23 protein-coding genes are annotated in these 24,126 nt (G+C 58.4%); 13 read left to right on the top strand and 10 right to left on the bottom strand.

The features are described from left to right. Positions 1-29 precede the first annotated feature (29 nt). The 4 genes from secD to queA all read right to left on the bottom strand — a co-directional run bounded on the left by secD (position 30) and on the right by queA (position 4,660). Complete coding sequence (secD, locus tag QC823_RS12515; protein WP_309656711.1) at positions 30-1,886, bottom strand: protein translocase subunit SecD; 1,857 nt, start codon at positions 1,884-1,886, stop codon at positions 30-32. Between the two features lie 174 nt (positions 1,887-2,060). Next, the gene (gene yajC / locus QC823_RS12510; RefSeq protein ID WP_309656686.1) at positions 2,061-2,387 is read right to left on the bottom strand and encodes a preprotein translocase subunit YajC; all 327 of its coding nucleotides are present in this window, start codon (positions 2,385-2,387) and stop codon (positions 2,061-2,063) included. Positions 2,388-2,475: 88 nt separating this feature from the next. Beyond that, positions 2,476-3,594: a tRNA guanosine(34) transglycosylase Tgt gene (gene tgt / locus QC823_RS12505; protein ID WP_479715093.1), complete on the bottom strand. Its 1,119-nt coding sequence runs from the start codon at positions 3,592-3,594 to the stop codon at positions 2,476-2,478. 34 nt (positions 3,595-3,628) lie between these two features. After that, positions 3,629-4,660, bottom strand: a complete 1,032-nt coding sequence (gene queA, locus QC823_RS12500) for a tRNA preQ1(34) S-adenosylmethionine ribosyltransferase-isomerase QueA (protein WP_309656684.1) — start codon at positions 4,658-4,660, stop codon at positions 3,629-3,631. Between the two features lie 142 nt (positions 4,661-4,802). On the opposite strand from queA, the gene QC823_RS12495 reads away from it, so the two are divergent. Beyond that, a complete protein-coding gene (locus tag QC823_RS12495; RefSeq protein ID WP_309656683.1) occupies positions 4,803-5,162 on the top strand; it encodes a RidA family protein in 360 nt (119 codons plus the stop codon). A 20-nt stretch (positions 5,163-5,182) separates the two neighbouring features. Here the strand turns inward: QC823_RS12495 and QC823_RS12490 are convergent, their stop codons facing one another. Genes QC823_RS12490 through QC823_RS12475 form a run of 4 tightly spaced genes read right to left on the bottom strand, consistent with a single transcriptional unit; the run spans position 5,183 to position 11,854 of the window. Continuing rightward, positions 5,183-6,052 (bottom strand): MurR/RpiR family transcriptional regulator, encoded by an 870-nt coding sequence (locus QC823_RS12490; protein WP_309656682.1) that lies wholly within the window; start codon positions 6,050-6,052, stop codon positions 5,183-5,185. Positions 6,053-6,068: 16 nt separating this feature from the next. Further along, entirely contained in the window at positions 6,069-7,829 is a 1,761-nt protein-coding gene (locus QC823_RS12485) for a GGDEF/EAL domain-containing response regulator (RefSeq protein ID WP_309656681.1), read from the bottom strand. Continuing rightward, entirely contained in the window at positions 7,829-10,435 is a 2,607-nt protein-coding gene (locus tag QC823_RS12480) for an ATP-binding protein (RefSeq protein WP_309656680.1), read from the bottom strand. The genes QC823_RS12485 and QC823_RS12480 overlap by 1 nt, the downstream gene beginning before the upstream one ends. 54 nt (positions 10,436-10,489) lie before the next feature. After that, positions 10,490-11,854 carry an aldehyde dehydrogenase family protein gene (locus tag QC823_RS12475; RefSeq protein WP_309656679.1) on the bottom strand — a complete coding sequence of 455 codons (1,365 nt, stop codon included), beginning with the start codon at positions 11,852-11,854 and terminating at the stop codon, positions 10,490-10,492. An 88-nt stretch (positions 11,855-11,942) separates the two neighbouring features. On the opposite strand from QC823_RS12475, the gene QC823_RS12470 reads away from it, so the two are divergent. The 12 genes from QC823_RS12470 to lpxL all read left to right on the top strand — a co-directional run bounded on the left by QC823_RS12470 (position 11,943) and on the right by lpxL (position 22,628). Beyond that, on the top strand, positions 11,943-13,142 hold the full coding sequence (locus tag QC823_RS12470; RefSeq protein ID WP_309656678.1) for a GNAT family N-acetyltransferase: 1,200 nt from the start codon (positions 11,943-11,945) through the stop codon (positions 13,140-13,142). Positions 13,143-13,260: 118 nt separating this feature from the next. Further along, on the top strand, positions 13,261-13,641 hold the full coding sequence (gene ftsB / locus QC823_RS12465; RefSeq protein ID WP_309656677.1) for a cell division protein FtsB: 381 nt from the start codon (positions 13,261-13,263) through the stop codon (positions 13,639-13,641). Next, entirely contained in the window at positions 13,638-14,336 is a 699-nt protein-coding gene (gene ispD, locus QC823_RS12460) for a 2-C-methyl-D-erythritol 4-phosphate cytidylyltransferase (protein WP_309656676.1), read from the top strand. Before ftsB ends, ispD begins: the two co-directional genes overlap by 4 nt. 57 nt (positions 14,337-14,393) lie before the next feature. Then, the gene (gene ispF, locus QC823_RS12455) at positions 14,394-14,876 is read left to right on the top strand and encodes a 2-C-methyl-D-erythritol 2,4-cyclodiphosphate synthase (protein WP_309656675.1); all 483 of its coding nucleotides are present in this window, start codon (positions 14,394-14,396) and stop codon (positions 14,874-14,876) included. Further along, the gene (truD, locus tag QC823_RS12450) at positions 14,873-15,922 is read left to right on the top strand and encodes a tRNA pseudouridine(13) synthase TruD (RefSeq protein WP_309656674.1); all 1,050 of its coding nucleotides are present in this window, start codon (positions 14,873-14,875) and stop codon (positions 15,920-15,922) included. The genes ispF and truD overlap by 4 nt, the downstream gene beginning before the upstream one ends. A 36-nt stretch (positions 15,923-15,958) precedes the next feature. After that, a complete protein-coding gene (gene surE, locus QC823_RS12445; protein ID WP_309656673.1) occupies positions 15,959-16,705 on the top strand; it encodes a 5'/3'-nucleotidase SurE in 747 nt (248 codons plus the stop codon). Next, positions 16,692-17,369 carry a protein-L-isoaspartate(D-aspartate) O-methyltransferase gene (locus QC823_RS12440; RefSeq protein WP_309656672.1) on the top strand — a complete coding sequence of 226 codons (678 nt, stop codon included), beginning with the start codon at positions 16,692-16,694 and terminating at the stop codon, positions 17,367-17,369. Before surE ends, QC823_RS12440 begins: the two co-directional genes overlap by 14 nt. Continuing rightward, positions 17,366-18,331, top strand: coding sequence for a DUF368 domain-containing protein (locus tag QC823_RS12435; RefSeq protein WP_309656671.1), 966 nt, complete (start codon positions 17,366-17,368; stop codon positions 18,329-18,331). Before QC823_RS12440 ends, QC823_RS12435 begins: the two co-directional genes overlap by 4 nt. A 7-nt stretch (positions 18,332-18,338) precedes the next feature. Next, positions 18,339-19,358, top strand: coding sequence for a peptidoglycan DD-metalloendopeptidase family protein (locus tag QC823_RS12430; RefSeq protein ID WP_309656670.1), 1,020 nt, complete (start codon positions 18,339-18,341; stop codon positions 19,356-19,358). Between the two features lie 174 nt (positions 19,359-19,532). Then, on the top strand, positions 19,533-20,510 hold the full coding sequence (gene rpoS, locus QC823_RS12425; protein ID WP_309656669.1) for an RNA polymerase sigma factor RpoS: 978 nt from the start codon (positions 19,533-19,535) through the stop codon (positions 20,508-20,510). A gap of 33 nt (positions 20,511-20,543) precedes the next feature. Beyond that, complete coding sequence (gene alr, locus QC823_RS12420) at positions 20,544-21,653, top strand: alanine racemase (RefSeq protein WP_309656668.1); 1,110 nt, start codon at positions 20,544-20,546, stop codon at positions 21,651-21,653. A gap of 60 nt (positions 21,654-21,713) precedes the next feature. Further along, the gene (gene lpxL / locus QC823_RS12415; protein WP_309656667.1) at positions 21,714-22,628 is read left to right on the top strand and encodes an LpxL/LpxP family Kdo(2)-lipid IV(A) lauroyl/palmitoleoyl acyltransferase; all 915 of its coding nucleotides are present in this window, start codon (positions 21,714-21,716) and stop codon (positions 22,626-22,628) included. Positions 22,629-22,693: 65 nt separating this feature from the next. Here lpxL and speD read toward each other — a convergent pair whose 3' ends face one another. Further along, a complete protein-coding gene (speD, locus tag QC823_RS12410; protein ID WP_309656666.1) occupies positions 22,694-23,488 on the bottom strand; it encodes an adenosylmethionine decarboxylase in 795 nt (264 codons plus the stop codon). A 171-nt stretch (positions 23,489-23,659) separates the two neighbouring features. Continuing rightward, complete coding sequence (locus QC823_RS12405) at positions 23,660-24,085, bottom strand: OsmC family protein (protein WP_309656665.1); 426 nt, start codon at positions 24,083-24,085, stop codon at positions 23,660-23,662. Positions 24,086-24,126 lie beyond the last annotated feature (41 nt).

The raw sequence follows: 24,126 nt of genomic DNA, 5'->3' as shown, positions 1-24,126 counted from the left end.
CCACCTCGTAACGTCTGAGCTGAGCGGGATTAAATCCACAGCTTTTTGACCGGTTTGCTGCCGTAGGTCAGGTTGACCATGGCACGCGTGACTAAAAGCGCCGTGAACATGGAGGTCAAAATGCCGATTGAGAGTGTCACGGCAAAGCCTTTGACCGGCCCGGTACCAATCGAGAACAGAATCACCGCCACCAAAAACGTGGTGATGTTGGCATCCACGATGGAGGTAAAGGCGCGCTCGTAGCCGGCATGAATGGCTTGCTGGATCGACAGCCCGTTGCGTAGCTCTTCGCGTATGCGCTCAAAAATCAGCACATTGGCATCCACGGCCATCCCCAGCGTTAGCACAATGCCGGCAATACCGGGGAGCGTGAGCGTGGCGCCAAGCATCGACATTACCGCGACCAGTAGCGTTAAGTTAAACGCTAGGGCGATATTGGCGAATACGCCAAAAACCTTGTAGCGCACCAGCATAAAGAGCACGACCAGCAGCAGGCCAATTTGCACCGACATGATGCCGCGCTCGATATTTTCTTGTCCCAGGCTTGGGCCAATGGTGCGCTCTTGCGCAAAGTAAATTGGCGCGGCCAGCGACCCCGAGCGCAGCAGTAGCGCAAGCTCAGCGGCTTCATTGGGGGAGTCTAGCCCGGTAATACGAAAACTATTGCTCAGCGCGCTTTGAATCGTGGCAAGGCTGATAATACCTCGCTCCACATAGGGCTCGCGGACGGTGGTTTCTTCACCGGTTTCCGGGTCGATGACGGTACTTTCTTCGCTTTTATGCTCGATAAACAGCACCGCCATGTTGCGGCCGATATTGGTGCGCGTGGCGCGGTTCATCAGCGTGCCACCGGTACCGTCAAGGTCAATATTGACTTGCGCACGGCCGTTTTCGTCAAAGCTGTGATTGGCACTGGAGACACTGTCGCCAGTGATAATCACATCGCGCATCAATTCAGCGCTACGCGAAGGCTCGTTGCGGAAGGGGAGACTCTCGGTTTCGTTATCGGGCGTATCGGGTCGCGCCTCAAGGCGGAATTCCAAGTTCGCCGTGGCCCCCACGATACGCTTAGCCGCCGTGGTGTCCTGCACGCCGGGGAGCTCCACCACGATCTGGTTCGGCCCTTGGCGCTGGACGAGGGGCTCGGCAACGCCTAACTCGTTGACGCGGTTACGTAGCGTGGTGAGGTTTTGGTTGATGGCGTAATCTTGAATTTCATTGACCGATTCATCGGTCAGCGTCATTTCCAAGCGGGCGCCGCGCCCTTCGCCTTCGTTTTGGTAGTCAAAGTCGGGGAATTCGCGGCTGATCAGGCTACGAGCACTATCGCGGTCTTCAGCGTTAATAAACTCAAGCGAAATGCTGCGCGCCTCAATCTCGGTATTGCGATAGCGAATACGCTCGTTGCGCAAAAGCTCGCGCATGGCACTGGCGTTGACTTCCAAACGCTGTGTTAGCGCGGCGTCCATATCGACTTCAAGCAGAAAGTGGACCCCGCCACGCAGATCGAGCCCGAGCGTCATTGGTGACGCGGAGAGGGCTTGCAGCCAACCCGGTGTGGCCTCGGCAAGGTTAAGCGCAACAGTGATGCCGCTCCCGAGCGTTTCGCTAATGAGGTCGCGCGCGCGTAGCTGATCATCGTCATTTTGCAGACGAATCAACCACTGATTTGCCGTTTGTTCAACGGCTTTCACGTCGATGTTGTTGTCAGCTAACGTGTTTTCCACACGCTCGATGTCGCGTTGTGTTATGGCGATATCGTTTTGCGCGCTGCTGATTTGAACGGCGGGATCTTCCGGAAATAGGTTAGGAAGCGAGTAGATCAGACCAGCCACCAAAATGACCAGTATTATCAGGTACTTCCACAGGGGGTAACGGTTGAGCATGCAGGCCCTGCCTTCAACGTCAAACGGAATGCCGTGTCGCAGGCGCGAACACGGCATGGTTCACCATCTTTGAGCTCACCGACGTTCAGACGATGGCATTCCTGCCAGGGTGGCTGGCGCTAGCTTGTCAGACGCTAGCTCGTCAGGCACTGGCCGGCAGGAGGGTAAATGCGTTCAGATGGACTTGATGGTGCCCTTGGGCAGCACGGCGGCAACGGCGTTCTTTTGCACGTTGACTTCGGTGCCGTCAGCCACTTCCATGCTCAAAAACTCATCGCTGACCTTGGTGACGCGACCGACGAGCCCGCCGCCGATCACGATTTCATCGCCCTTTTCCAAGTTGCTGATGAGCTGTTTGTGCTGCTTGGCGCGCTTGGATTGCGGGCGCCACAGCAGGAAGTAGAAAATCGCCACGAAGCCGACCAGCATCACGATTTGGGCGATGCCACCGCCAGCGGCCGCGTCTTGGGCGTGGGCGGGAGAGATGAAAAATTCCAGCATTGAGTAAGCTCCTAAGTTAACTGCGCATTGTTGGGCAAGGTTGAGTGGAACGTGGTAATGGCGCCATCAGCCAATCGGCTGGCGGCGATTAATTTGGGTCGGGAGGCACCGGTAGACCGCGCTGAGCGTAGAAGCCTTCCACAAAGGCCGTCAATGTACCCGCTTCGATAGCTGCGCGCAAATCCGCCATAACACGCTGGTAGTAGCGTAAGTTATGCACGGTATTGAGCATCGAGCCGAGCATCTCGTTGCAGCGGTCAAGGTGATGTAAGTAACCGCGCGAGAAGTGCTGACAGGTATAGCAGTCGCACCCTTGTTCAAGCGGGCGGGTATCAAAACGGTGTTTGGCGTTGCGGATTTTAACCGTACCTTCGGCGGTGAACAGATGGCCGTTTCGCGCGTTGCGGGTTGGCATCACGCAGTCAAACATATCCACCCCGCGGCGCACGCCTTCCACCAGGTCTTCTGGCTTGCCCACGCCCATGAGGTAGCGCGGCGTCTCGTCGGGCATCCAAGTGGGAAGGTAATCCAGCGTTTTGATCATTTCTTCTTTCGGTTCGCCGACCGAAAGTCCGCCAATGGCAAGGCCGTCAAAGCCAATATCTAACAAGCCTTTGAGCGAGCGTTCGCGAAGGGCCGGGTGCATCCCCCCCTGAATAATACCGAACAGCGCCGACGGCGAGTCGCCATGCGCCTCGCGCGAGCGCTTGGCCCAGCGAAGCGACAGTTCCATGGATTTTTCGGCGTCTTCGAACGTCGCCGGATAAGGCGTGCATTCGTCAAAAATCATCACGACATCAGAGCCGAGGGCGCGCTGCACGGCCATGGATTCTTCCGGCCCCATAAAGACCTTGGCACCGTCGACGGGGGAGCGAAAATGCACGCCTTCCTCGGTGATTTTGCGCATCGCGCCGAGCGAAAAGACTTGGAAACCGCCCGAGTCGGTCAGGATGGGTTTTTGCCACTGGGCGAAGTCGTGCAAATCGCCGTGGGCTTCGATGACCTCGGTGCCGGGGCGCAGCCACAGGTGGAAGGTGTTGCCGAGAATGATCTCCGCGCCGATCTCTTCTACCGCCGCTGGGGTCATTCCTTTAACGGTGCCGTAGGTGCCCACCGGCATAAATGCCGGCGTCTCGACCGTGCCACGGGGGAAGTGTAAGCGCCCGCGGCGGGCGCGACCGTCATCGGCCAGGCGCTCAAAGCGCATAAAGCATTCGTTTCGCATCACAATAACTCGTTAATTAGCGCGTAAGCAGCATCGCGTCGCCGTAACTGAAAAACGCATAGCGCTCTCTCACCGCGGCGCGGTAAGCGTGCATGATGTTCTCATAGCCGGCAAAGGCGGAAACCAACATTAGTAGCGTCGATTCGGGCAGGTGGAAGTTGGTGATCAAGGCATCCACGCAGCGCCACTGATAGCCAGGGTAGATAAAAATATCGGTATCGCCGCTGAACGGGGCGATTTGACCGTCTGGGCTGTTTCGGCAGGCGCTCTCCAAGCAGCGCACGCTGGTGGTGCCCACCGCGACGACGCGCTTGCCCGCCTGTTGTGCGGCGCGCACTTTTTGGCACGCTGGCTCGCTAACGTCGATCCACTCGCTGTGCATGTGATGCTCGCGGATATCGTCCGCGCGCACCGGCTGAAAGGTGCCGGCGCCGACGTGCAGGGTGACAAAGGCGCTGTCGATGCCTTTTTCCGCCAGTGCATCGAGCAGCGGTTGATCAAAGTGAAGCCCAGCCGTGGGGGCTGCCACGGCGCCATCGCGGCGGGCGTAGACGGTCTGATAGCGCTCGCGGTCGCTAAGCTCGTCTTCGCGAGTAATATACGGCGGCAGCGGCATGTGGCCGTGCTTTTCTAACAGCGCAATCATCGGCGTGTCGCCAAGAAAACGCAGCTCGAAAAGCGCGTCGCGGCGACCTTCGACCACGGCGTGGATACCGCCCTCGAAGAGTAGCTCGGTGCCCGGCTTGGGGGATTTGCTCGAACGCAGGTGGGCCAGGCCGCGATGCGCATCCAGTGGTCGCTCCAAAAGCATTTCCACCTTGCCGCCGCTGGCTTTTTGGCCGTGCAGGCGCGCAGGAATCACGCGGGTGTCGTTGAACACCAAAAGATCCCCCGGCTCAAGGATTTCGAGCAACTCCGGGAAACGGCGGTGCTCCAGGTGGCCGTCACGGCCATCCACGCACAGCAAGCGGCAGTCGCTGCGCTGCTCAGAGGGATAGCGAGCAATCAGCTCTTCGGGTAGCTCATAGGCAAAATCGGCACGCTGCATGAAACGGCCCTTATCGGTGGTCAAACAGGCGGCATAGGATAGCGCTTCACGTCGGGAAAGTCAGTCGGCTTGCGTGCCGATTGCGCAGAGAGTGGGTAACATGAGCCGCTTCCATTCCATTACGTTTTTTTGAGGTTTTTTTATGTCTGTCCAGCGTCACGATACCAAAGCTCGCATGAGCCGTGCGGTAATCCACAGCGGCGTGGCCTATCTGTGCGGCCAAGTGGCGGGGCCTGAGGCGCGCCACGGCGATATTACCGAGCAAACCTACAGCATGCTCGCCCGTGTGGAGGCGTTGCTTAAGGAAATTGGCGCAAGCCGCGAGCAGCTTTTAACCGCGACGATTTACCTGAAAGACGGCAGTGACTTTGCCGCCATGAATGCCGTCTGGGATGCCTGGGTGCCCGAAGGTTATGCACCGGCACGCACTTGCGTGTGCGCGCCGATGCCCGCCGACGAGCTGAAGGTGGAAATTACCGTGACCGCTGCCGTCGACGCATAGCGCTTGCTTCGGCGCTTGTTTTACGATAAATCGGGCTTTTTCTCGGCGGGGAAACGAGTGTCGCGCAGGCTGTCTTTGATCTTTTTCAGGTGCGGCAGAAAATCTTCGCCGCGTCGCAGGGTAACGCCGGTGGCAAGCGCATCAATCAGCGTGAGCTGAATCATTCGCGAGGTCATCGGCATGTAGTGATCGGTGTCCTCGGGGGTGGCAACGTCTAACGTAGCGGTGCATTCAAACGCCAACGGTGAGCCGGGGGCGGTGATCCCTAATACCACCGCGCCTGATTCGCGCGCTAGCCGGGCGATATCTACCAGTTCTCGGGTACGCCCGGTGTAGGAGATCACCACCACCACATCGCCAGTGTGGCAGGCGGCGGCCACCATGCGCTGCATGAGAACATCGACATACGCCATCACCGGTAAGTTAAAGCGGAAAAACTTGTGCTGGGCGTCTTGGGCGACCGCCCCGGAGGCGCCTAGGCCAAAAAAGTGGATCTGCTTGGCTTGAATCAGGTAATCGACCATTCGCTCAACGGCCTGCGCGTCCACCGCGCGGCGTGCATCATCGAGCGCGGCGATAGTGGCGCCAAAAATTTTCTGTGTGTACTGGCTGGCGTCGTCATTCGGCTCGACAGCACGGGTGACATACGGCGTACCGCCCGCGAGACTTTGCGCCAGTTTGATTTTGAAGTCGGGAAAGCCTTTGGCGCTGAAGCTGCGGCAGAAACGGTTAACGGTGGGCTCACTGACGCTGGCGGCTTGCGCGAGGCTGGCGATGCTCAAGCTGGTGGCGGCGCCGGGGTCGGCCAAAATGACGTTGGCGACCTTGCGTTCCGAGCGGTTGAGCTCTTCCAAGCGTTGGCGTAAGCGGTCAAGCAGGTCGTGAGCCATTAGGTATCTCCGTGCGTCAAGGGGTGGTGGGGGTTGAGGGGGAGGAAGCGTCGGGTGCCCAGTGAGCGCACCAGTGAGCAAAGTCATCCGCCGGGAGTGGCCGAGAATAAAAATACCCCTGCGCTATCTCGCAGCCAATCGAGCGTAAATACGCCGCCTGAGCGGCGGTTTCAATGCCTTCCGCCACGACATCGCAGTTCACCGCGTGGGCCAACTGCGTAATCGTGCGCGCTAGCTCGCGGTCGGTGTCGCTGTCTTCCAGGTCCATGACAAAGGCGCGGTCGATTTTGAGCGTGGAGATAGGCAGCGTTTTTAGGTACGCAAGCGAGGAGTGTCCGGTGCCGAAATCGTCAATCGCCACGCTAATGCCGGCTTCCTTTAGCTGCGCGAGTTGGTGGCGAGCGTTGGCCATATCCTGCATCAACCCCGATTCCGTCACTTCAATGCTGATCAACCGGTGCGGCACCTGGTGTTCAGCCATGCGTTTGAGCAGCTTTTGGGCAAAATGCGGGCGCGCAAGCTGGCGGGCGGCGACGTTCACGGCGATATGGAAATCATCGCTGACCCAGGGTCTCTGCTGCCAGGTGACCGCTTGGAGGAGGGACTGTTCCAGCACCCACTCACCAATGGCGAGAATATCACCACTGGCCTCGGCCAAGGGAATAAATAGCCCTGGCGATAGGTGGCCCATTTCCGGGTGTTTCCAGCGCAGGAGTGCCTCGGCACCGGTAATGCGAAGCGTTTTTAGCGACAGCTTGGGTTGGAACACCAGCGACATTTCGCCCCGTTTGGTGGCGCCGCGCAAGGCGTTTTGTACTTTTAAACGGTGGCGCTGCTGTTCTTCCAGGGTTTCGGAATAGCACTGTACGCGCTGGCCTTCGTTACGTGGGAGCGAAAGTGAGGCCATGTGCACCAAGCGCTCTCCCCCAAAATAGCCTGTTGCCCAGCTGATACCAATGCGCGCACTGATATTGATTAGCAAATCATCCAACTCTTGGTCTTGATCAATGCAGGCGAGCAAGCGCGTGGCGAGAGCGGTTAGGGTATCGGGGTCGTTCTCAGGAGACAGCAGAAGTAGTTCACTACCGCCCCACAGCCCTAGGGTTTGCGTGTCATCAAGCTCGGCTAAAAGGGTTTGGCCGAGTTGGCGCAGTAGCTTTTCGGCGATGCTATAGCCGTGGAGACGTACCACATCGTCTAGCCCATCGAGCGCGATAAACAAAAGCCCGGCACCATGGCCGCCAAGCGAGGTTTCGCGCAACGCTTGGATTAGCCCGCGGCGGTTGGGAAGCTGCGTGATGGGGTCGGTGCGCGATTGACGATCAAGCTCGCGGGTACGTTTTTCCACCATGCGTTCCAGCGTGTCCGCCTGTTGGTTGCGCACGTAGTAGCGGTGTTCAACATTGAGCGTATTGCGAATGCGTTGCAGCACTTCGTCGTGCTTAAACGGCTTGGTAAGAAAATCCCGCACGCCCATACCAAGCGCCTTGTGGCGGGTGGCGTCGTCGATTTGCGCCGTCAGCACGATGATCGGCGGAGTCTGTTCCGCGAAGTGTTCGCGCAGCTGCTCGATTAAGGCATAGCCGTCAAGGTGCGGCATGCGAATATCCAAAAGGAGTAAGTCCGGCAGCTGCTCCTGGCAATAATCCAGCACATGGCGTGGGTCGCTGATGCCATGCACGTGGCTAAAGCCGTGTTCATCGAGCAGATCAAGCATCAGCTCGACATTAACGGGGTTATCGTCAACCACCAAAAGGTGCTTATTGGCTAAGTTCATTAGGCGCTCCCTCGCGGCTGGGTGTGTCGCAGCAGCGTACTCAGCAGTTTTTCAATTTCCAGGGGTTTGGTTAGGTAGTCGTCAAAGCCTGCTTCTATGCCGTTTTTAATATCGCTGGGCATGGCGTTGGCCGAAAGCGCGATGACCGGAAGGTGGTTGAGCGTCTCGTCTTTGCGAATGGCCTCTAGCGCTTGGTAGCCATTCATGCCTGGCAGGTGAATGTCTATTAGAATCACGTCGGGCTGGCGACTGCGGATAATGTCTAGGCCAATCTCCGCCGTCGGCACGGTGCGCAGCGTGACATCATCGATATCGTCGATAATGTCTTCCATGAGTCGTTGATTGGCCGGGTTGTCTTCAATGTACAGCAGCGTGTGCTGTTGGGACGGTGCGCTTGGGTGGGGGTCGCGCTCAGTATGTGGGTGCTTGGGGGCGTTATATTTGTCGCTGGCAAGGGGGAGAGTGAACGAGAACGTGGCACCTTGGCCAGGCATGCTGTCCACGCTGATATCGCCGCCCATGCGATCCACCAGTTCACGGGTGATGGCAAGCCCGATACCAGTGCCTTCAATCGCGCCGTTTTCGGCATCCAGGCGGTTAAATGGCTCAAACAGCTCGTGATGTCGCTCAGGGGCAATGCCGGGGCCGTTATCGCTGACACCAATGCAAATCGTACTGCCTTTTGTGTTAGCGCTTATCTCAACGCGCCCGTTAGCGTGGTTGTACTTAATGGCGTTGGAAATCAGGTTTAGGAGTACCTGTTTGGTGCGGGTGTAATCGGCGGACACCCGCCACTCGGCCGGGGCCTCGCAACGCACCAGCGTGATGCCGGCCGTCTCGGCGTTTGCTTCAAGCGTATCGCAAGCATCTTGGATGACGCTTTGCACATTAATGGGTTCAATCGAAAGCGGCAGCCTCCCCGCCTCAACTTTGGCCAAATCCAGTACTTCGTTAATCAGGCTCAATAGGTGCTGACCGCTTTTTTCAATTTGATTGACCTGACGTAACTGCTTGTCGTTGAGCGGGTTGCGTTTACCGCTGGCGAGGATTTGCGCAAACCCTAATATCGAGTTGAGCGGGGTGCGTAGTTCATGGCTCATGGAGGAGAGAAACTCGCTTTTGGCACGGTTGGCTTTTTCGGCTTGGTCGCGCGCTTGCGCAAGCTCGCCCATGACGTGTTCGCGTTCAGCCATCTGGCGATAAAGGTTGATCAGCAGGGCGCAGGTGTCGATAAACGGTTGCAGCCAGTCGAGCAGTTCTTGGTTTAGCGTCTGCTGACTATTGGCAATGGCGAACATGCCGATCAGTTCGCCCGAGCTAAAAATGGGGACGCCGAGGTAGTTATTGATTGGAGGATGCCCGGGGGGGAAGCCGCCACGCAGCCTATGATGATAAAGGTCATCGGTCATGATGACCTCTCCGTGCGCAAAGACGCGACCAAGCAGGGTGTTGGGGTTGGTAAGCATCATATCGCCACGGCGCAACCGCTCCATTAATCCACGCGACTGCTCACTCCACGAGAGATCGGTAATGGCGTGAATTTTTAACACGCTGGTGGTGTCAGTGGGCAACACTTCCCCGATCAGGGAATAGTCACTGTCGGTGAGGGTGCGTAACGCTTCCATTAAAAAGGTCCACAGCCGCTCACCCGACATCAACGCCTGATAATCGGTAATGCCTTGGTGGAGCACTTTGAGCAGGCTCTGTTCCTTATGCATGCGTTTGTGGGTGGCATAGATGCTGCTTAAATCAGTGAGTACCCCCAGAAACTCATCCACGTTGCCGTGTTCGCCCTCGATGGCGTTAATGGCTAAATGCACGGGAATCCGGTGGCCATCTTTGTGCTGTGCTTCTGCCTCGCGGCCCTTGCCAATGACCTTGGGGCTACCGCCGGCGAGGTAGCGGCTAATATAGGCATCGTGTTCCCCGGCGATTTCTGGCGGGGCGAGTATCGCGACGTTTTGGCCGATGAGCTGTTCTTTGGTGTAGCCCAACAGGTTAACGGCGGCAGGGTTAATCGCAATGATCGTCCCGGCGCGGTCAGTCCGCACTTTGGCAACGGCGCTGGAGTCAAAAAGCGTTTCGAAGCGTTTGGCCGTACGGGCGAGGTCGGCGTTGTTTTTTTGCTGGTGCAGTAGCGTTTCCGCCTGGCCCGCTAGGTTCTCAAGCAAACGGTAGTCGCGGTCTGACAACGTGCGCGGCTGAGTATCTAACAAGCAAAGTGTCCCGACTGGCAGGTCGTCGATAGGACGCAGCGGGAAACCGGCATAAAAGCGGATATGAGGCGATGATTCGACCAGCGGGTTATCCGCAAAGCGCGCATCTTTTAACGTGTCGGGAATCACAAGCGGGGCATTGTCGGCCACGGCGTGGGCGCAGAAAGAGATGTCGCGCGGGGTTTCTTGCGCCTCTAACCCCAGGTGGGACTTAAACCACTGCCGGTTTTCATCCATCAGCGACACGAGGGCGATAGGAACGTCAAAAAGCTCGCGGGCAAGCTCTGTCAGGCGGTCAAATGCTTGCTCGGGGGGAGTATCGAGCACATGAAGTTCATGTAGCGCTTTGAGTCGCTGTGCTTCGTTATCGGGTGTGCTGGGCACTTGCATAAGCCCTCCATAAAAAAAGTCAGGCACTTGGCTGAGAATCATCAGGTTGACGTCTTAGTAGCCCAGAAGTTTGAACAGCCAGCGCCGGTAAGGGGGGCGAATGCAAGCGGTGGGCGCGTGCTTGGCTTGATAGAACACGCTGCGCCGGTGGCTGAAGCGTTCAAAACCATGGCGACCGTGATAGGCCCCATGGCCGCTATCGCCCACGCCGCCAAACGGCAGCCCAGGTACGGCATGGTGCAAAAGCGTTTCGTTAAACACCAGCGCGCCTGAGCGCGTTTCGCGGGTTAAGCGGCGTTGCAAGGCGGTGTCGCGGGTGAACGCGTAAAGTGCGAGCGGATGCGGGCGAGCGGTAATATAGCCAATAGCGGCGTCGATGTCTTTCACGCTAATCACCGGTAGTACGCGGCCAAATATTTCCTCTTGCATCAGCGCCAGGTCTTGGTTGGGGTCAACGACCAGCGCCGGGGCGTGTTCGCCTGAGTCAATCACGCGGCAGCCGTGGTTGTGGGCTTCTTTCAGCAGCTTGTCACTACGAGCCGCGTGGCGCGCATTGAGCGGGGTGGTAACGTCGCGCTCATCCGGGCGCTGCTTGGCGATGGTATCGCGTAGCGCGTGAACCAACGCGTCCAGGTGACGCCCTTCCACCAACACATAATCGGGGGCGATACAGGTTTGCCCGCCGTTGAAGCCTTTGCCGAAAATAATCGCCGCGGCGGCAGCGTCAAGGTCGGCGTCATCGGCGACGATGACCGGCGACTTACCGCCAAGCTCAAGCGTGGTCGGCGTTAGGTTGGCGGCCGCGGCCTTGGCGACCTCGCGCCCGACGGCGGTAGAGCCGGTGAATAGCAGGTGATCAAACGCCAGGGCGCTAAATGCCTGAGCAGTGTCGGCGCCGCCTTGAATCACGCTAAACTCGTCCGAGTCAAAGTAGCGCGACACCAGCTCGGCCAGCAGGGCGCTGGTCGCCGGGGTATGCTCGCTGGGTTTGAGCATCACGCGGTTGCCCGCGGCGATGGCGTCGATGGCGGGCATTAGCGCCAAACTCCAGGGGTAGTTCCACGGCGAAAGAATGCCGACCACTCCAAGCGGCTGCGGATTGATGCGTGCCCGCGCAGGGAGCAGCCGCCACGAGACGCTCGCCCGACGCGGGCGCATCCAGCCTTTAAGCTTGCGCCGTGCGTATCGCGCGGCGTGAATGACGGCGCTGGTTTCTGCCAGACGGATTTCACTCTCGCTACGCTGGCCGAAATCTTGGACAATCGCGGCGATAATCTCGCGCTGGTGATGCTTGGTCATGCGCGCTAAACGCGTAAGCCGGTCCCGGCGTGTTGCCAGGCTCGGGAATGGGGCCTGATCGGCGGCTTGGCGTTGGATGTCAAAGCCGTGTTGAAGCTGGCGGTGAAGGTCATGCGACATTAGCGCGTCTCCAGGTGAATCCCGTCGGGCATTCCGCTAGTGTAGAGGGTTCGCGGCGCTATTCGTGTCTTACAACCTTGGAGGTGCTATGCCCTCGCTGACGCTGTCGTCCGGTTCATCGCCGCTTGTTTGCACTATTCTACCTAAGATTGCGTGTGTTACCGCAAGTCAATGGGATCGACTGGCCGATCCCGATCACCCGTTTTTGCGCCACGCATACCTGCATGCGTTGGAAGCGAGCGGCTCGGTGAGTCCGGCGACCGGCTGGGAGCCTGCGCATCTGGCTGTGTGGCAAGGGCAAGCGCTGGTGGGCGCGCTACCGCTTTATCGCAAACACCACTCGTATGGTGAATACGTTTTTGATTGGACGTTTGCCGACGCCTTGGAGCGCGCCGGCGGGCGTTACTATCCGAAAGCCCTGAGCGCGATTCCTTATACCCCGGTGCCGGGGCCACGCACGTTGATTGCCCCCGAAAGCGATGAAGCGAAGGTGCGCGAAGCGCTGGCGCAAGGCTTGTGGCAGCTGTGCGACGACGAGGCGCTGTCAAGTTGGCACTTGTTGTTCAGTGCGCGCGACGACGTGGCGGCTTGGCAGGCGCTTTGCCCTGACCTCATTGCCCGCGAAGGAGTGCAGTTTCAGTGGCGTGATGGAGGGGGTGATACCCCACGCTTTGGCGACTTTGACGGTTTTCTCGCGACGTTGACGGCCAAGCGGCGCAAAATGATCAAACGCGAACGGCGCATTGTGGCCGATCAAGGTATTACCCTGCACCGCCTGGAAGGCGAGACCATTACCCCCGAGGCGCTGGCGCATTTCTACCGTTGCTATACCCATACCTACCACGAGCGCGGCCGCCCACCGTATCTTAACCGCGACTTTTTCCAGCGCATAAAACGCACCATGCCGGAATCGCTACTGCTGGTGCAGGCACGCTTGGATGAGCGCCCGGTCGCCGCCGCGCTTTACTTTCGCGGTACGCAGAGCCTTTATGGGCGTTACTGGGGCAGCGAGGTGCTCGCCGATTGCCTGCATTTTGAAGCCTGTTACTACCAGGGGATCGAATACTGTTTGGAGCAGGGGCTGACGCTTTTCGACCCTGGCACCCAGGGCGAGCATAAGCTGGTGCGCGGCTTCCACCCGCAGCCGCTTCGCTCGCTGCACTATTTTGCTCACCCAGGGCTTGCCGCCGGGGTTGCCCGGTTCTGCGAGGAAGAAGCCCACCACATGGCGGCTTACCGTCACGCCGCCAGCGATGCGCTGCCGTTTCGGCGTGAAGGCAAGGGGTGAAAATAAGTCGTGCGGGTAAATAGCCCAAATGGCGTCGGGCGGCTCGCTGCGCTAGGTGCATGGTGGCATAATGCGGCGCAGTGTTTTCTCAACATTTTTTTTTTTAGTAGGCGGTGCGGTGAGTAGCGAAGCGAACGGTGAGGCAGGTGGCTGGGCTTTTCGAAAGTGGCTCGCGCTGGGGCTATTTCTCCTGTTGTTGGTGTTGCAGTATCAACTTTGGTGGGGAACCGGCGGCTGGTTCGATCTACAGATAGTGGAAAAGCGAGTGGCCACTCAAGAAGCGGTGAATGCGCCGCTGCGCGACCGCAATGCCCGGCTTGCCGCCGAGGTCACCGACCTTAAACAGGGGCTGGACGCGATTGAAGAGCGCGCGCGCAGTGACATGGGCATGGTCCGGGCAGACGAGCAGTTTTTCTGGGTGCCGGGCGTAGCGATTGAACCGCAGCTGATTGAAATCAATGCCGGTCTCGTCGCGCCAGTGTCGGAGCCCAGTCAATGAGCACCACCTGGCTGATTGTGCCCGCGGCCGGGCAGGGAAAGCGCATGGGCGCGGCACTGCCCAAACAGTATCTCACGCTTGAGAATGTGCCGATTCTTGCCGTCACGCTGGCGCGCTTGCATACGGCATTGCCGCACGCGCGCTTAGTGCTGTGTTTGGATGAGCAGGATCGCTGGTTTGACCCCGCGTGGGTGCCTTTTACCCACTGGCAGCGTGTCTCGGGCGGGGCCGAACGGATGGATAGCGTGTTGAATGCGCTGCAAGCGATGGATGCCGCGGCGGATGACGTGGTGCTGGTACACGACGTGGCACGCCCTTGCGTCAGCACGGCCGATGTGGGCGCGCTTGAACAGGCCGCGAGTCAGCACGCCGGCGGGGCGCTGTTGGCGATGCCGGTGGCGGATACCATGAAGCGCGAAAACCGTGACGGTACCAGCGCGCGCACCGAGCCTCGCGACGGCCTGTGGCACGCGCTGACCCCGCAAGGGTTTCGTTACGCGCTGCTTTGTCAGGCGCTTGTTCATGCCCGCGAGCACGAAACCTTAGTGACCGATGAAGCCTCCGCGGTTGAGGCGTTAGGCCATAGGCCTAAGCTTGTCAGCGGCCGTCGTGACAACCTGAAAGTCACTCACCCAGACGATTTGGCGCTGGCCGCGGCGATTTTGGCGGCGCAGCGCGAGCAGAGTCGCGCGTGAATGCGCTGTCTTTGATGCGCTTTTTACTATGTGATCGATAACGAAAAGGAGTGTTGGATGCGCATCGGCCACGGCTTTGATGTTCACCGTTTTGGCCCCGGCGAGCATGTCATGATCGGCGGCGTTAAATTGCCCTTTACTCACGGCTTTGTCGCCCACTCCGATGGCGATGTGCTGCTTCACGCGCTGTGCGATGCGCTGCTCGGCGCCTGTGCGCTGGGCGATATTGGCCGCCACTTCCCCGATACCGACGACGCTTGGAAGGGCGCGGATAGTCGCGATTTACTGCGCCGCGTGTGGGCGCTGGTGAAGGATGCTGGTTGGGAGGTGGCGAACGTGGATACCACGATCATGGCGCAGGCGCCGAAAATGGCGCCACATATTGACGCCATGCGCGCGGTCATCGCCGAGGATATGGCGCTTGCGCTTTCCCAAGTCAACGTTAAAGCCACCACCACCGAGCGGCTTGGGTTCACCGGACGCGGGGAAGGCATTGCGGCTGAAGCCGTCGTGCTGCTCACGTCGCGGGGCAATCCATGAGTGGAGTTCCCGCTTGGGCGCGCACGTTAGACACGACGTTTGGGTCACCGCTGCCGGGACGCTATCGCGCCGCGCCCGAAGATTTTATCGTCGAGGAGCAGCTTGATTTCACCCCCGAAGCGCACGGCGAGCATCTGTGGCTTTATATTGAAAAGCGCAATCAAACGACGTTGGAGGTGGTGAAACAGCTTGCGCGACGTTGCGATGCCACACCCAAAGACATTGGTTACTCGGGAATGAAGGACCGCGTAGCGATTACCCAGCAGTGGCTAAGTGTCCATTTGCCAGGGCGTGATGCACCGGTTGACCTCACCGAGCGTTTAGCCGTCGTGGACGTGCGCGTCTTGGCGCAGGCACGTCATCCGCGTAAGTTAAAGCGCGGCGTGCATCGCACCAACCGTTTTACCCTTCGCCTGAGCGGCGAGGCGGTAGACAGTGGCGACGTGATCGCACGCTGGGAGGCGCTTTGCGCGCAGGGTGTGGCAAACTACTTCGGCCCGCAGCGCTTTGGCCTCGGCGGGCGTAACCTCGCCCGCGCGGAAGCCGTATTGGCGCGCGGTTGGCGCAAGCGCGATGATCGTCAAGGAATGCTGCTTTCCAGCGCGCGCAGTTTTTTGTTCAATGAACTTTTGAGCGCGCGGATCAACGCGAGCCATTGGAACACGCCGCTGGCCGGCGACACGCTGATGTTGGACGGCACGCAAAGTGTCTTTCGCACCGATGAGGTCGATCCAACGCTAAAAGCCCGCGCTGAAGCGTTGGATATTCACCCCACGGGCGTTTTGTGGGGCGTGGGCTATACGCCAGACGAATCCCCCGCGCAGCGCTTTGAGGCCGGGTTGGCCGAGCGTCACCCGGTGCTATGTGATGGGCTTTCGCGTAGCGGTGTCAAGCCGGCGCGCCGCGCGCTGCGGATGCGCCTGGGCGAGCCTGATTTAACGGTTGAGGCGGGCAACGTGGTGCTGACGTTTTCGCTGCCGCGCGGCAGCTTTGCCACCGCCGTGCTTGGCGAGCTGATTGCGCACCCCGACTTTGCCGGCGGCTAAGCTAACAGTCGGCGGTTAAAACTAAGGAGATAGATGATGCGGCGATTGCTGCTTTCCAACGACGACGGCGTTCATGCGCCCGGTCTGCGCGCGCTGTTTGAGGCGCTGACGGCGCACGCGAAAATACGAGTGGTGGCACCGGACCGTGATCGCAGCGGGGCGAGTAATTCGCTAACGCTGTCGCGCCCGCTGCTGCTAAGCGCGTTAGATAATGGCTTTTACAGCGTCGATGGCACCCCGGCCGATTGCGTTTATCTCGGCGTCAACGGTGTTTGGGATGAGATGCCCGATTTAGTTATCTCGGGAATCAATCACGGCAGTAATCTTGGCGATGACGTGCTCTATTCCGGTACCGTGGCCGCTGCCATGGAGGGGCGTAACTTGGGCATGACAGCGATTGCCATGTCGCTTTGCGGTCACCGCTATTTTGAGACCGCCGCGAAAATAGCCGCCACCCTCGTCGGCGCGGCGGAGCAGCTTTCGTTGCCCCCGCGTACGTTATTGAATGTCAATGTGCCAGATGTGCCTTGGGAGCAAATTCGCGGCGTGCGAGTCACGCGTTTGGGCTTTCGCGGCCCGGCGGCCAAGCCGCTCGCAACAGAAGACCCACGTGGCCGCACGCGTTATTGGATCGCGGCGGTGGGGGAGAATGCCGATGATGGCGAGGATACGGATTTTGCCGCCGTGGAGGCGGGATTTGTTTCCATCACGCCGCTGCAAACCGATTTAACCCGCCACCCAGCCCGTGGCGATGTGCAGGATTGGTTGGATGCTTTTGCCTGAATTGTCTCCTACGGAGTTGCGTGGCCGTGGCATGACCTCGCAGCGCACCCGCGATCGGATGGTCGAACGCATGGCGCATCAAGGCATTCGCGATGAGCGGGTGTTGGCGGTGATGGCCGATGCGCCACGGCATCTGTTTGTCGATGAGGCGCTTGCTCACCGTGCCTACGAAGACACGTCGCTGCCCATCGGTTTTGGCCAGACGCTTTCCCAGCCGTTGACCGTGGCGCGCATGACGGAGCTTACGCTGCGGGAAACGCCGCAGCGCGTGTTGGAACTTGGCACCGGCTCGGGGTATCAAACGCTCATTCTTTCACGCTTAGTGCCCACGCTTTACTCGCTTGAGCGTATTTACGCCTTACACCGGCGTGCCGCTGCGCGGCTTAAGCGGTTGGACGCAAAAGCGCGCCTCGCGGTAGCAGACGGCAATAGTGGTTGGCCGCAAGCGGCCCCTTTTGACGTTATTTTGCTCACCGCCTGCGCTCAAACGCTACCGCCGACGCTGTTAGAGCAGTTAAGCGATGGCGGTGTGTTGATTGCCCCGTTGGAAGACGCCGACGGCACCCAGTGGCTTACGCAAGTGCGCCGCGTTGGGCAAAGTTACGACAAGCGTCGGTTAGAGCCGGTGCGGTTTGTTCCCCTGTTGCAAGGAGTGGTGGATTGAAGCGTCAAACATTGGGCCTCTTTCTTAAAGGCGCTGGAATGGGTGCCGCTGACGCGGTGCCGGGAGTATCAGGCGGGACGATTGCGTTCGTTACCGGCATTTACGAGGAGTTGATTCACACCATCCGCCAGTTTGGCCCGAGCGCCTGGCGCGCCTTTCGCCAAGGGGGAATGAAAGGCGTGTGGCGCCATTTGAACTTGGTCTTCTTGCTACCGTTGCTGCTAGGCGTCGCGGTTAGCTTGTTCAGCGTGGCGCACTTGGCCGTTTGGCTGATGGAGGCGCATCCGCTGCTACTCAACGGTTTCTTTTTTGGGCTCGTTGCGGCGTCGGCACTGGTGGTACATCAGGCGCATACGGGGTGGAAGCTCTGGTATGTGCTGCCGTTAATTATCGGGCTTTTGATAGCCAAAGCCCTGCCGGGGCTGATGCCGCTTGTGCTAATGCTGGGCAATGAAGCGCTGATCGTGGCGGTGGCCGGCGCGATTGCGATTAGCGCGATGATACTTCCCGGAGTATCGGGTAGCTTTTTGCTTCTCACCATGGGGCTTTATGGCACCATTATGCAGGCGATACGTGGGTTTGATATGACCGTGATCGCCATTTTTGCGGCCGGCTGCGCCGTTGGGCTTGCGCTCTTCTCGCGCCTTTTATCGTGGCTCTTGGATCGCCATCACGGTGCTACCATGCAGTTGTTACTGGGCTTTATTATTGGCTCCTTGCCGGTTCTCTGGCCTTGGCGCGAGCTGGTAAGCTATCAGCTTGGCCCTGATGGGCAGATGATCCCGTTGGCACATCGCTATTTAATGCCGGATGATTACGCGCAACTGGTCGGCGGCTCTGCCCAAGTGTGGGGGGTTATCTTGCTCATGCTAGTGGGAGCCGTGTTGGTTGTCGCACTCAATCGCCAGGCCATCGCCACAAATACGTCACGCGGCGCTCACCTCGGCGCTGAAAAGGAGTAAGAATTGCATGCGTAAGGTTTTGATGATGTCGGCACTTGCTCTGGCCGTTGCTGGCTGTGCCAATCAGCAAGGCGCTGGCCCACAAGTGCGTGATTTAAGCGACGCGCGCCAGGCCGTTGAAAGTAGTTCGCAATATACCGTCAACGCGGGCGATACCCTCTATGGCATTGCGTGGCAACACGACATGGACTATCGCGATCTTGCCGCGCTGAATGATATTGACCCGCCTTACAACATTTACCCCGGACAAACCATTCAGCTGCGCGAAGGCCAAACCAGTGACACGCCCGCTCGTCGTGGCGGCTCGCAGGGAGCGGTTGCCACTGGGCTTGGCGCAAGTGGTGCTGCTGTCGCGCCGGAAGAACAAGAAATGGATTGGCTGTTGCCGGATGAGTCGGCCCTCGAGCGCAATCAGCGTGTCACGGCAGAGCGTGAAGCGGTTGACGCCGCTGAAAGCGTCGCTGTCGCGCAATCCTCGCAAGCATCAGACGTTGAAGCTGGCCCTGAAACGGCCGCCGTTTCCCAGCCCGAACCAGAACCCGACCGCGAGCCGCAAACCGCCGAGCCCGCACCACAAGCTGAGCCGGAACCACAAGCTGAGCCTAGCCAAACCCCGAGCGAAGATCGTAGCGCCAGAACCTACACCCCCGCCGACACAATAGATTGGCAATGGCCGGTTGAAGGCGAGGTGGTGAGTACTTTTGGCGAAGGGCAAAGTATCACTGCCGGGATTGATATCGCTGGGGAAAAGGGGCAACCTGTCAAAGCTGCCGGGCCAGGGATTGTGGTCTACGCTGGCAGCGGTGTTCGCGGGTATGGCAACTTGGTACTGCTTAAGCATAACGACGAGTTTCTGACCGCCTATGCGCATAATGACAGCCTTCGCGTAAGCGAAAATGACGTGGTAAAAGCAGGGGAAACGATTGCCACGATGGGCGATAGCGACGCAGAAGACGTGAGGCTGCATTTTGAGGTGCGCAAGGATGGTCAGCCTCAAGATCCTCTAGCGTTTCTGCCATCACGTTAAGTAAATCGACACTTTAATAGCGATAAAACCAAGCGCATCAGTGACGTGCAAAAGAACTTGGTATGCCAAAGAACTTGCGATGTAAAAGTACTTGGGATGTAAAAGTGCTTGGCGATCAAAAGACTCTTGGCGTTCAGATAGCGGCACTAAAGTCGAGGTACGGGGGAACGAACGATGAGTATGCTTGAACGTGAACTACAGGAAGTAGACCTTAGTGCTGCTGAAGAAGCGCTAAGTGAGATAGACAGCGAAGCGGCGGCTGCCGAAGAAGAGGCGTTTGAAAAAGCGCTCGGGCGTGAAGGGCGTCAGCAAAACCAGAGTCTGGATGCCACGCAGATCTATCTCAATGAAATCGGCTTTTCGCCGCTGCTAACGCCCGAAGAGGAGGTCCACTACGGCCGTCTAGCCCGCAAAGGCGACCCGCTGGGTCGCTCGCGAATGATTGAGTCCAATCTGCGTCTCGTGGTGAAGATCGCTCGTCGATACCTTAACCGCGGCCTGACACTGTTGGATTTGATCGAAGAGGGCAACTTAGGCCTTATTCGCGCCGTGGAAAAGTTTGACCCTGAGCGCGGCTTTCGCTTTTCAACCTACGCCACCTGGTGGATCCGGCAAACGATCGAGCGCGCGCTGATGAATCAGACCCGCACGATTCGTTTGCCGATTCACGTGGTCAAAGAGCTCAATATCTACTTGCGCGCCGCGCGTGAGCTGACGCAGAAACTCGATCACGAAGCCACACCGGAAGAGATCGCCGACCATCTGGATAAACCGGTCGAGACGGTCAAAAAAATGCTCGGGCTTAACGAGCGTGTCTCCTCTGTCGATTACCCCCTCGGCGGCGATAGCGACAAGTCACTGATCGATACCTTGACCGATGACGACGATCACGGTCCGGAAGCCTCATTGGTGGATGGTGATGTCAAAGAACACGTGGACGAATGGCTGGGCGAATTGACGGAAAAACAGCGCGAAGTGGTCGTGCGCCGCTTCGGTTTGCGTGGCCATGAACCCGCAACGTTGGAAGAAGTGGGGGCGGAAATCGGCCTTACGCGCGAACGTGTGCGCCAAATTCAAGTGGAAGGCTTGAAGAAATTGCGGCGCGTACTGGAAAAACAAGGCCTTTCGCTGGATGCTATTTTCGAAAGCTAATGTTTCACCCACCAATGATAAGCGAGACCACGCATGCGCCCGTTGGTAGCTCATATCGACCTGGACGCACTGCGTCATAATTACCGCCTCGCATGCGCCTGCGCCCCCCAAAGCCAATCTGTGGCCGTCATCAAGGCGGATGCTTACGGTCACGGTGCGGTGGCGTGTGCTCAGGCGCTTGAAAGTAAGGCGCTTGAAAGCCAGGTGCCGGCCTTTGCCGTGGCGTGTCTCGAAGAAGCGATGGTGCTGCGTGATGCGGGCATTCAAACGCCGATTGTATTGCTCGAAGGTATTTTCTCCGCCGATGAGCTCCCTTATGTGGATAAACACCGGCTGTGGATGGCCATTCACAGCGGCTGGCAGCTTGACGCCCTGCAGGCATTTACGCCGAGCGCGCCAATCCCTGTTTGGCTTAAGGTCGATTCCGGTATGCATCGACTGGGGTTTGCGCCCGAGCAGGCGGTGAGTGTATGGCGCACGCTTGAGGCCATGCCAGAGGTTAGCGCCCTGCACTTGATGAGCCATTTTGCGACGGCTGATGCAATGGATACCGGCTATTTTTCTCAACAAATGGCGACTCTGAAAGCGCTTGCCGCCGAGCTTGACGCACCGCTTTGCCTGGCCAACTCGCCTGCAACGCTGGCTCGCCCAGAGGCCCACGGTGCCTGGAATCGCCCTGGCGTGATGCTCTACGGAAGTGATCCGCTGGAAGCCCCCACCAAGTTCACCCGCCAATTGCAGCCGGTGATGACGCTACGCTCAGAGATTATCGCCCTGCGTGAGGTCGACGTGGGTGAGCCTGTTGGCTATGGCGGGCGTTGGCGTGCGGCGCGTCGTTCACGTATTGCGGTGATCGCGGCGGGTTATGGTGACGGTTATGATCGCCACGCCGTTGACGGCACGCCGGTGCTGGTGAATGGTAAGCGCGCCGCGCTTGCCGGCAAAGTCTCGATGGACATGCTCACCGTGGACGTGACGGATATCCCCAGCGCCGCCATCGGCAGCGAGGTGGTGTTGTGGGGTAAATCACACAACGGCGAAGTGCTATCAATCGATGAGGTTGCACGCCACTGTGACACCATCAGCTATACCCTGCTCACCGGCGTGCTACCGCGTGTGCCGCGGCATTATGCTGGTGTTTAAATTAGGCGTGTAAACGTCACCGAGCGTCAAACTCCCATTATCAAAGACGAATGAAACCGCATGGCGAAATCGCGCTACCCCAACTCCTTTGCTCACCCCTATTATTGGCCGACATGGCTTGCGATTGGCGCGATGTATGTGGCGGCGTGGCTGCCGTGGCGGATGAAGTTGTGGCTAGGCAAAGGCATCGGGTTGACGGCTTGGCGCGTGGCTAAACGGCGTCGGCATATTACGGAAACCAACGTGGCACTCTGTTTTCCTGACAAAAGCGCTGACGCGCAGCGCCGTCTGGTGAAGGAGACGTTTATTGCCAACGGCATTGGGCTGCTGGAAACCGCAGCCGTCTGGTGTCGCGATGCCGAAGACTTTCGCCATCGGGTGGCATGCATTGGCGAGGAGCATCTCGCCCGCGCCGAGGCGCAAGGCAAAGGCGTGCTGATTGTAGGTGTGCACTTTTCGTCGCTGGATTTGGGGGGAGCGTTACATTCGTTGTTTTTTTCTGGCGATGCGGTCTATCGACCGCACAATAATCCGCTGTTTGACCGCTTCATGATGCGTGCGCGTCAGCGTAATTTCGGCCAACTGATTGATCGTTACGACTTACGCGCGGCAGTTCGCCGGATAAAAGCGGGGCGCTCGGTTTGGTACTCACCGGATCAGGATTTTGGTCGAGACGCGAGCGTGTTCGCGCCTTTTTTTGGTCAGCAGGCGGCCACCATCAAGCTAACGGCCAAAATCGCCCGCTTAACCGACGCCCCCGTCGTGCTGCTGATGTTCCACCGCAACCCGGATAACCGCACCTATACCTTCGAGTGGTTACCTGCGCTGGAAAGCTATCCTAGCGGGAATGATGTCACCGACGCCACGCGCGTTAACGCTATCATCGAACAGGCGATTCTCAAGCACCCTGAGCAATACCTCTGGCTTCATCGCCGGTTTAAAACCCGCCCCGAAGGCGAAGCGAAGATTTATTAAATACTTGCTTGAAAAAAAACCGGGCCTGCAGCAGGCCCGGTTTGGGTTATCGAGGAGCGCTGACGCTAATCTAAATTGCGCGAGTAGAAAATTTCGAGCATCTCCTTGCGCAAACGGTTTTCAATATTGCGGGCTTCTTCGAAGGTGAGATCGCGCCGTGAGGTGCCGAACAGGTAGTTATCCAGATGAAAGTCTTTCAGCAGCATTTTGGTGTGGAACATGTTTTCTTGGTACACGTTCACATCAATCATTTGATATTGCTGCTTGGTATCGTCGGCGAGGTAATCCTGGATCGAGGTAATCTCGTGATCGATGAAGAGTTTCTTGCCATCAACGTCACGCGTAAAGCCACGTACCCGGTAATCCGTGGTGACAATGTCGGAGTCGAAGCTGTGAATCAGGTAATTCAGCGCCTTGAGCGGGCTGATATGACCACAAGTGGAGACATCGATATCTAACCGGAAGGTGCTAATGCCGTTATCCGGATGCGATTCCGGATAGCTGTGCACGGTCACGTGGCTCTTATCCAAGTGCGCGACCACGGTTTCCGGCAACGGGCCAGGGCCGGGCTTAGTTTGGCCGGGGTCTGCCTCGTCTAACTCGTGCTCGGCAATCAGGATTGTCACGCTCGCCCCATGGGGCTCATAGTCCTGGCGCGAAATATTGAGCACATGGGCGCCAATAATGTTGGTGACGTCCTTGAGGATCTGGGTCAAGCGCTCCGCATTGTAGAGCTCATCGATATAATCGATATAAGCAGATCGCTGCTCTTCGGTTTTGGCGTAACAGATGTCGTAAATATTAAAGCTCAAGGAGCTTGTCAGGTTGTTAAACCCGTGGAGTCGGAGATTATCTGACACGTCCGAACCTCCCTATGGCGGATGAAGACACCCCGACGAGCCAGCGCCGGAACCAAGCCCACTTCTATCAGTGGAAAAGCCGTTGAATACGAGCGCGCGTATTATGCCCGGCTGAAGGCAGCGATGCATCCGGCCAGGGCAATTTTTTCACACGGATTGCGCCGTTTAGGTCTACGACGACGCTTGTACAACGTCAAATGAGTGGGTGATTTCAACGCCACCCTGGCCGAGCATGATCGAGGCGCTGCAGTATTTATCCGCAGAGAGCTCAACGGCGCGCTGAACCTGCTTCTCTTTGAGGCCGCGGCCTGAGATCACAAAATGAACGTGAATCTTGGTAAAGACAGACGGCACGCTGTCGGCACGCTCGGCGTCAAGCTCGGCGACGCAGTCGGTCACATCGGCGCGCGCTTTGTCGAGAATGTTAAGAATATCAAAGGCGGTACAGCCGCCCATGCCCATGAGCAGCATTTCCATCGGGCGCGGCCCGGTATTGCGCCCGCCGTGATCGGGCGGGCCATCGATAACAACGCTGTGGCCACTGCCGGATTCCGTCACAAATTGGCGTCCATCGGTCCATTTAACCCGTGCTTTCACGTTTCTCTCCTGTCTGGTCGGTCTAACGTCTGGCTGCCGGT

It is taken from the genome of Vreelandella vilamensis (assembly GCF_031451755.1).
In the GTDB taxonomy this organism is placed as follows: Bacteria; Pseudomonadota; Gammaproteobacteria; order Pseudomonadales; family Halomonadaceae; genus Vreelandella; species Vreelandella vilamensis.
This window is presented reverse-complemented; position numbering and strand designations above follow the sequence as displayed.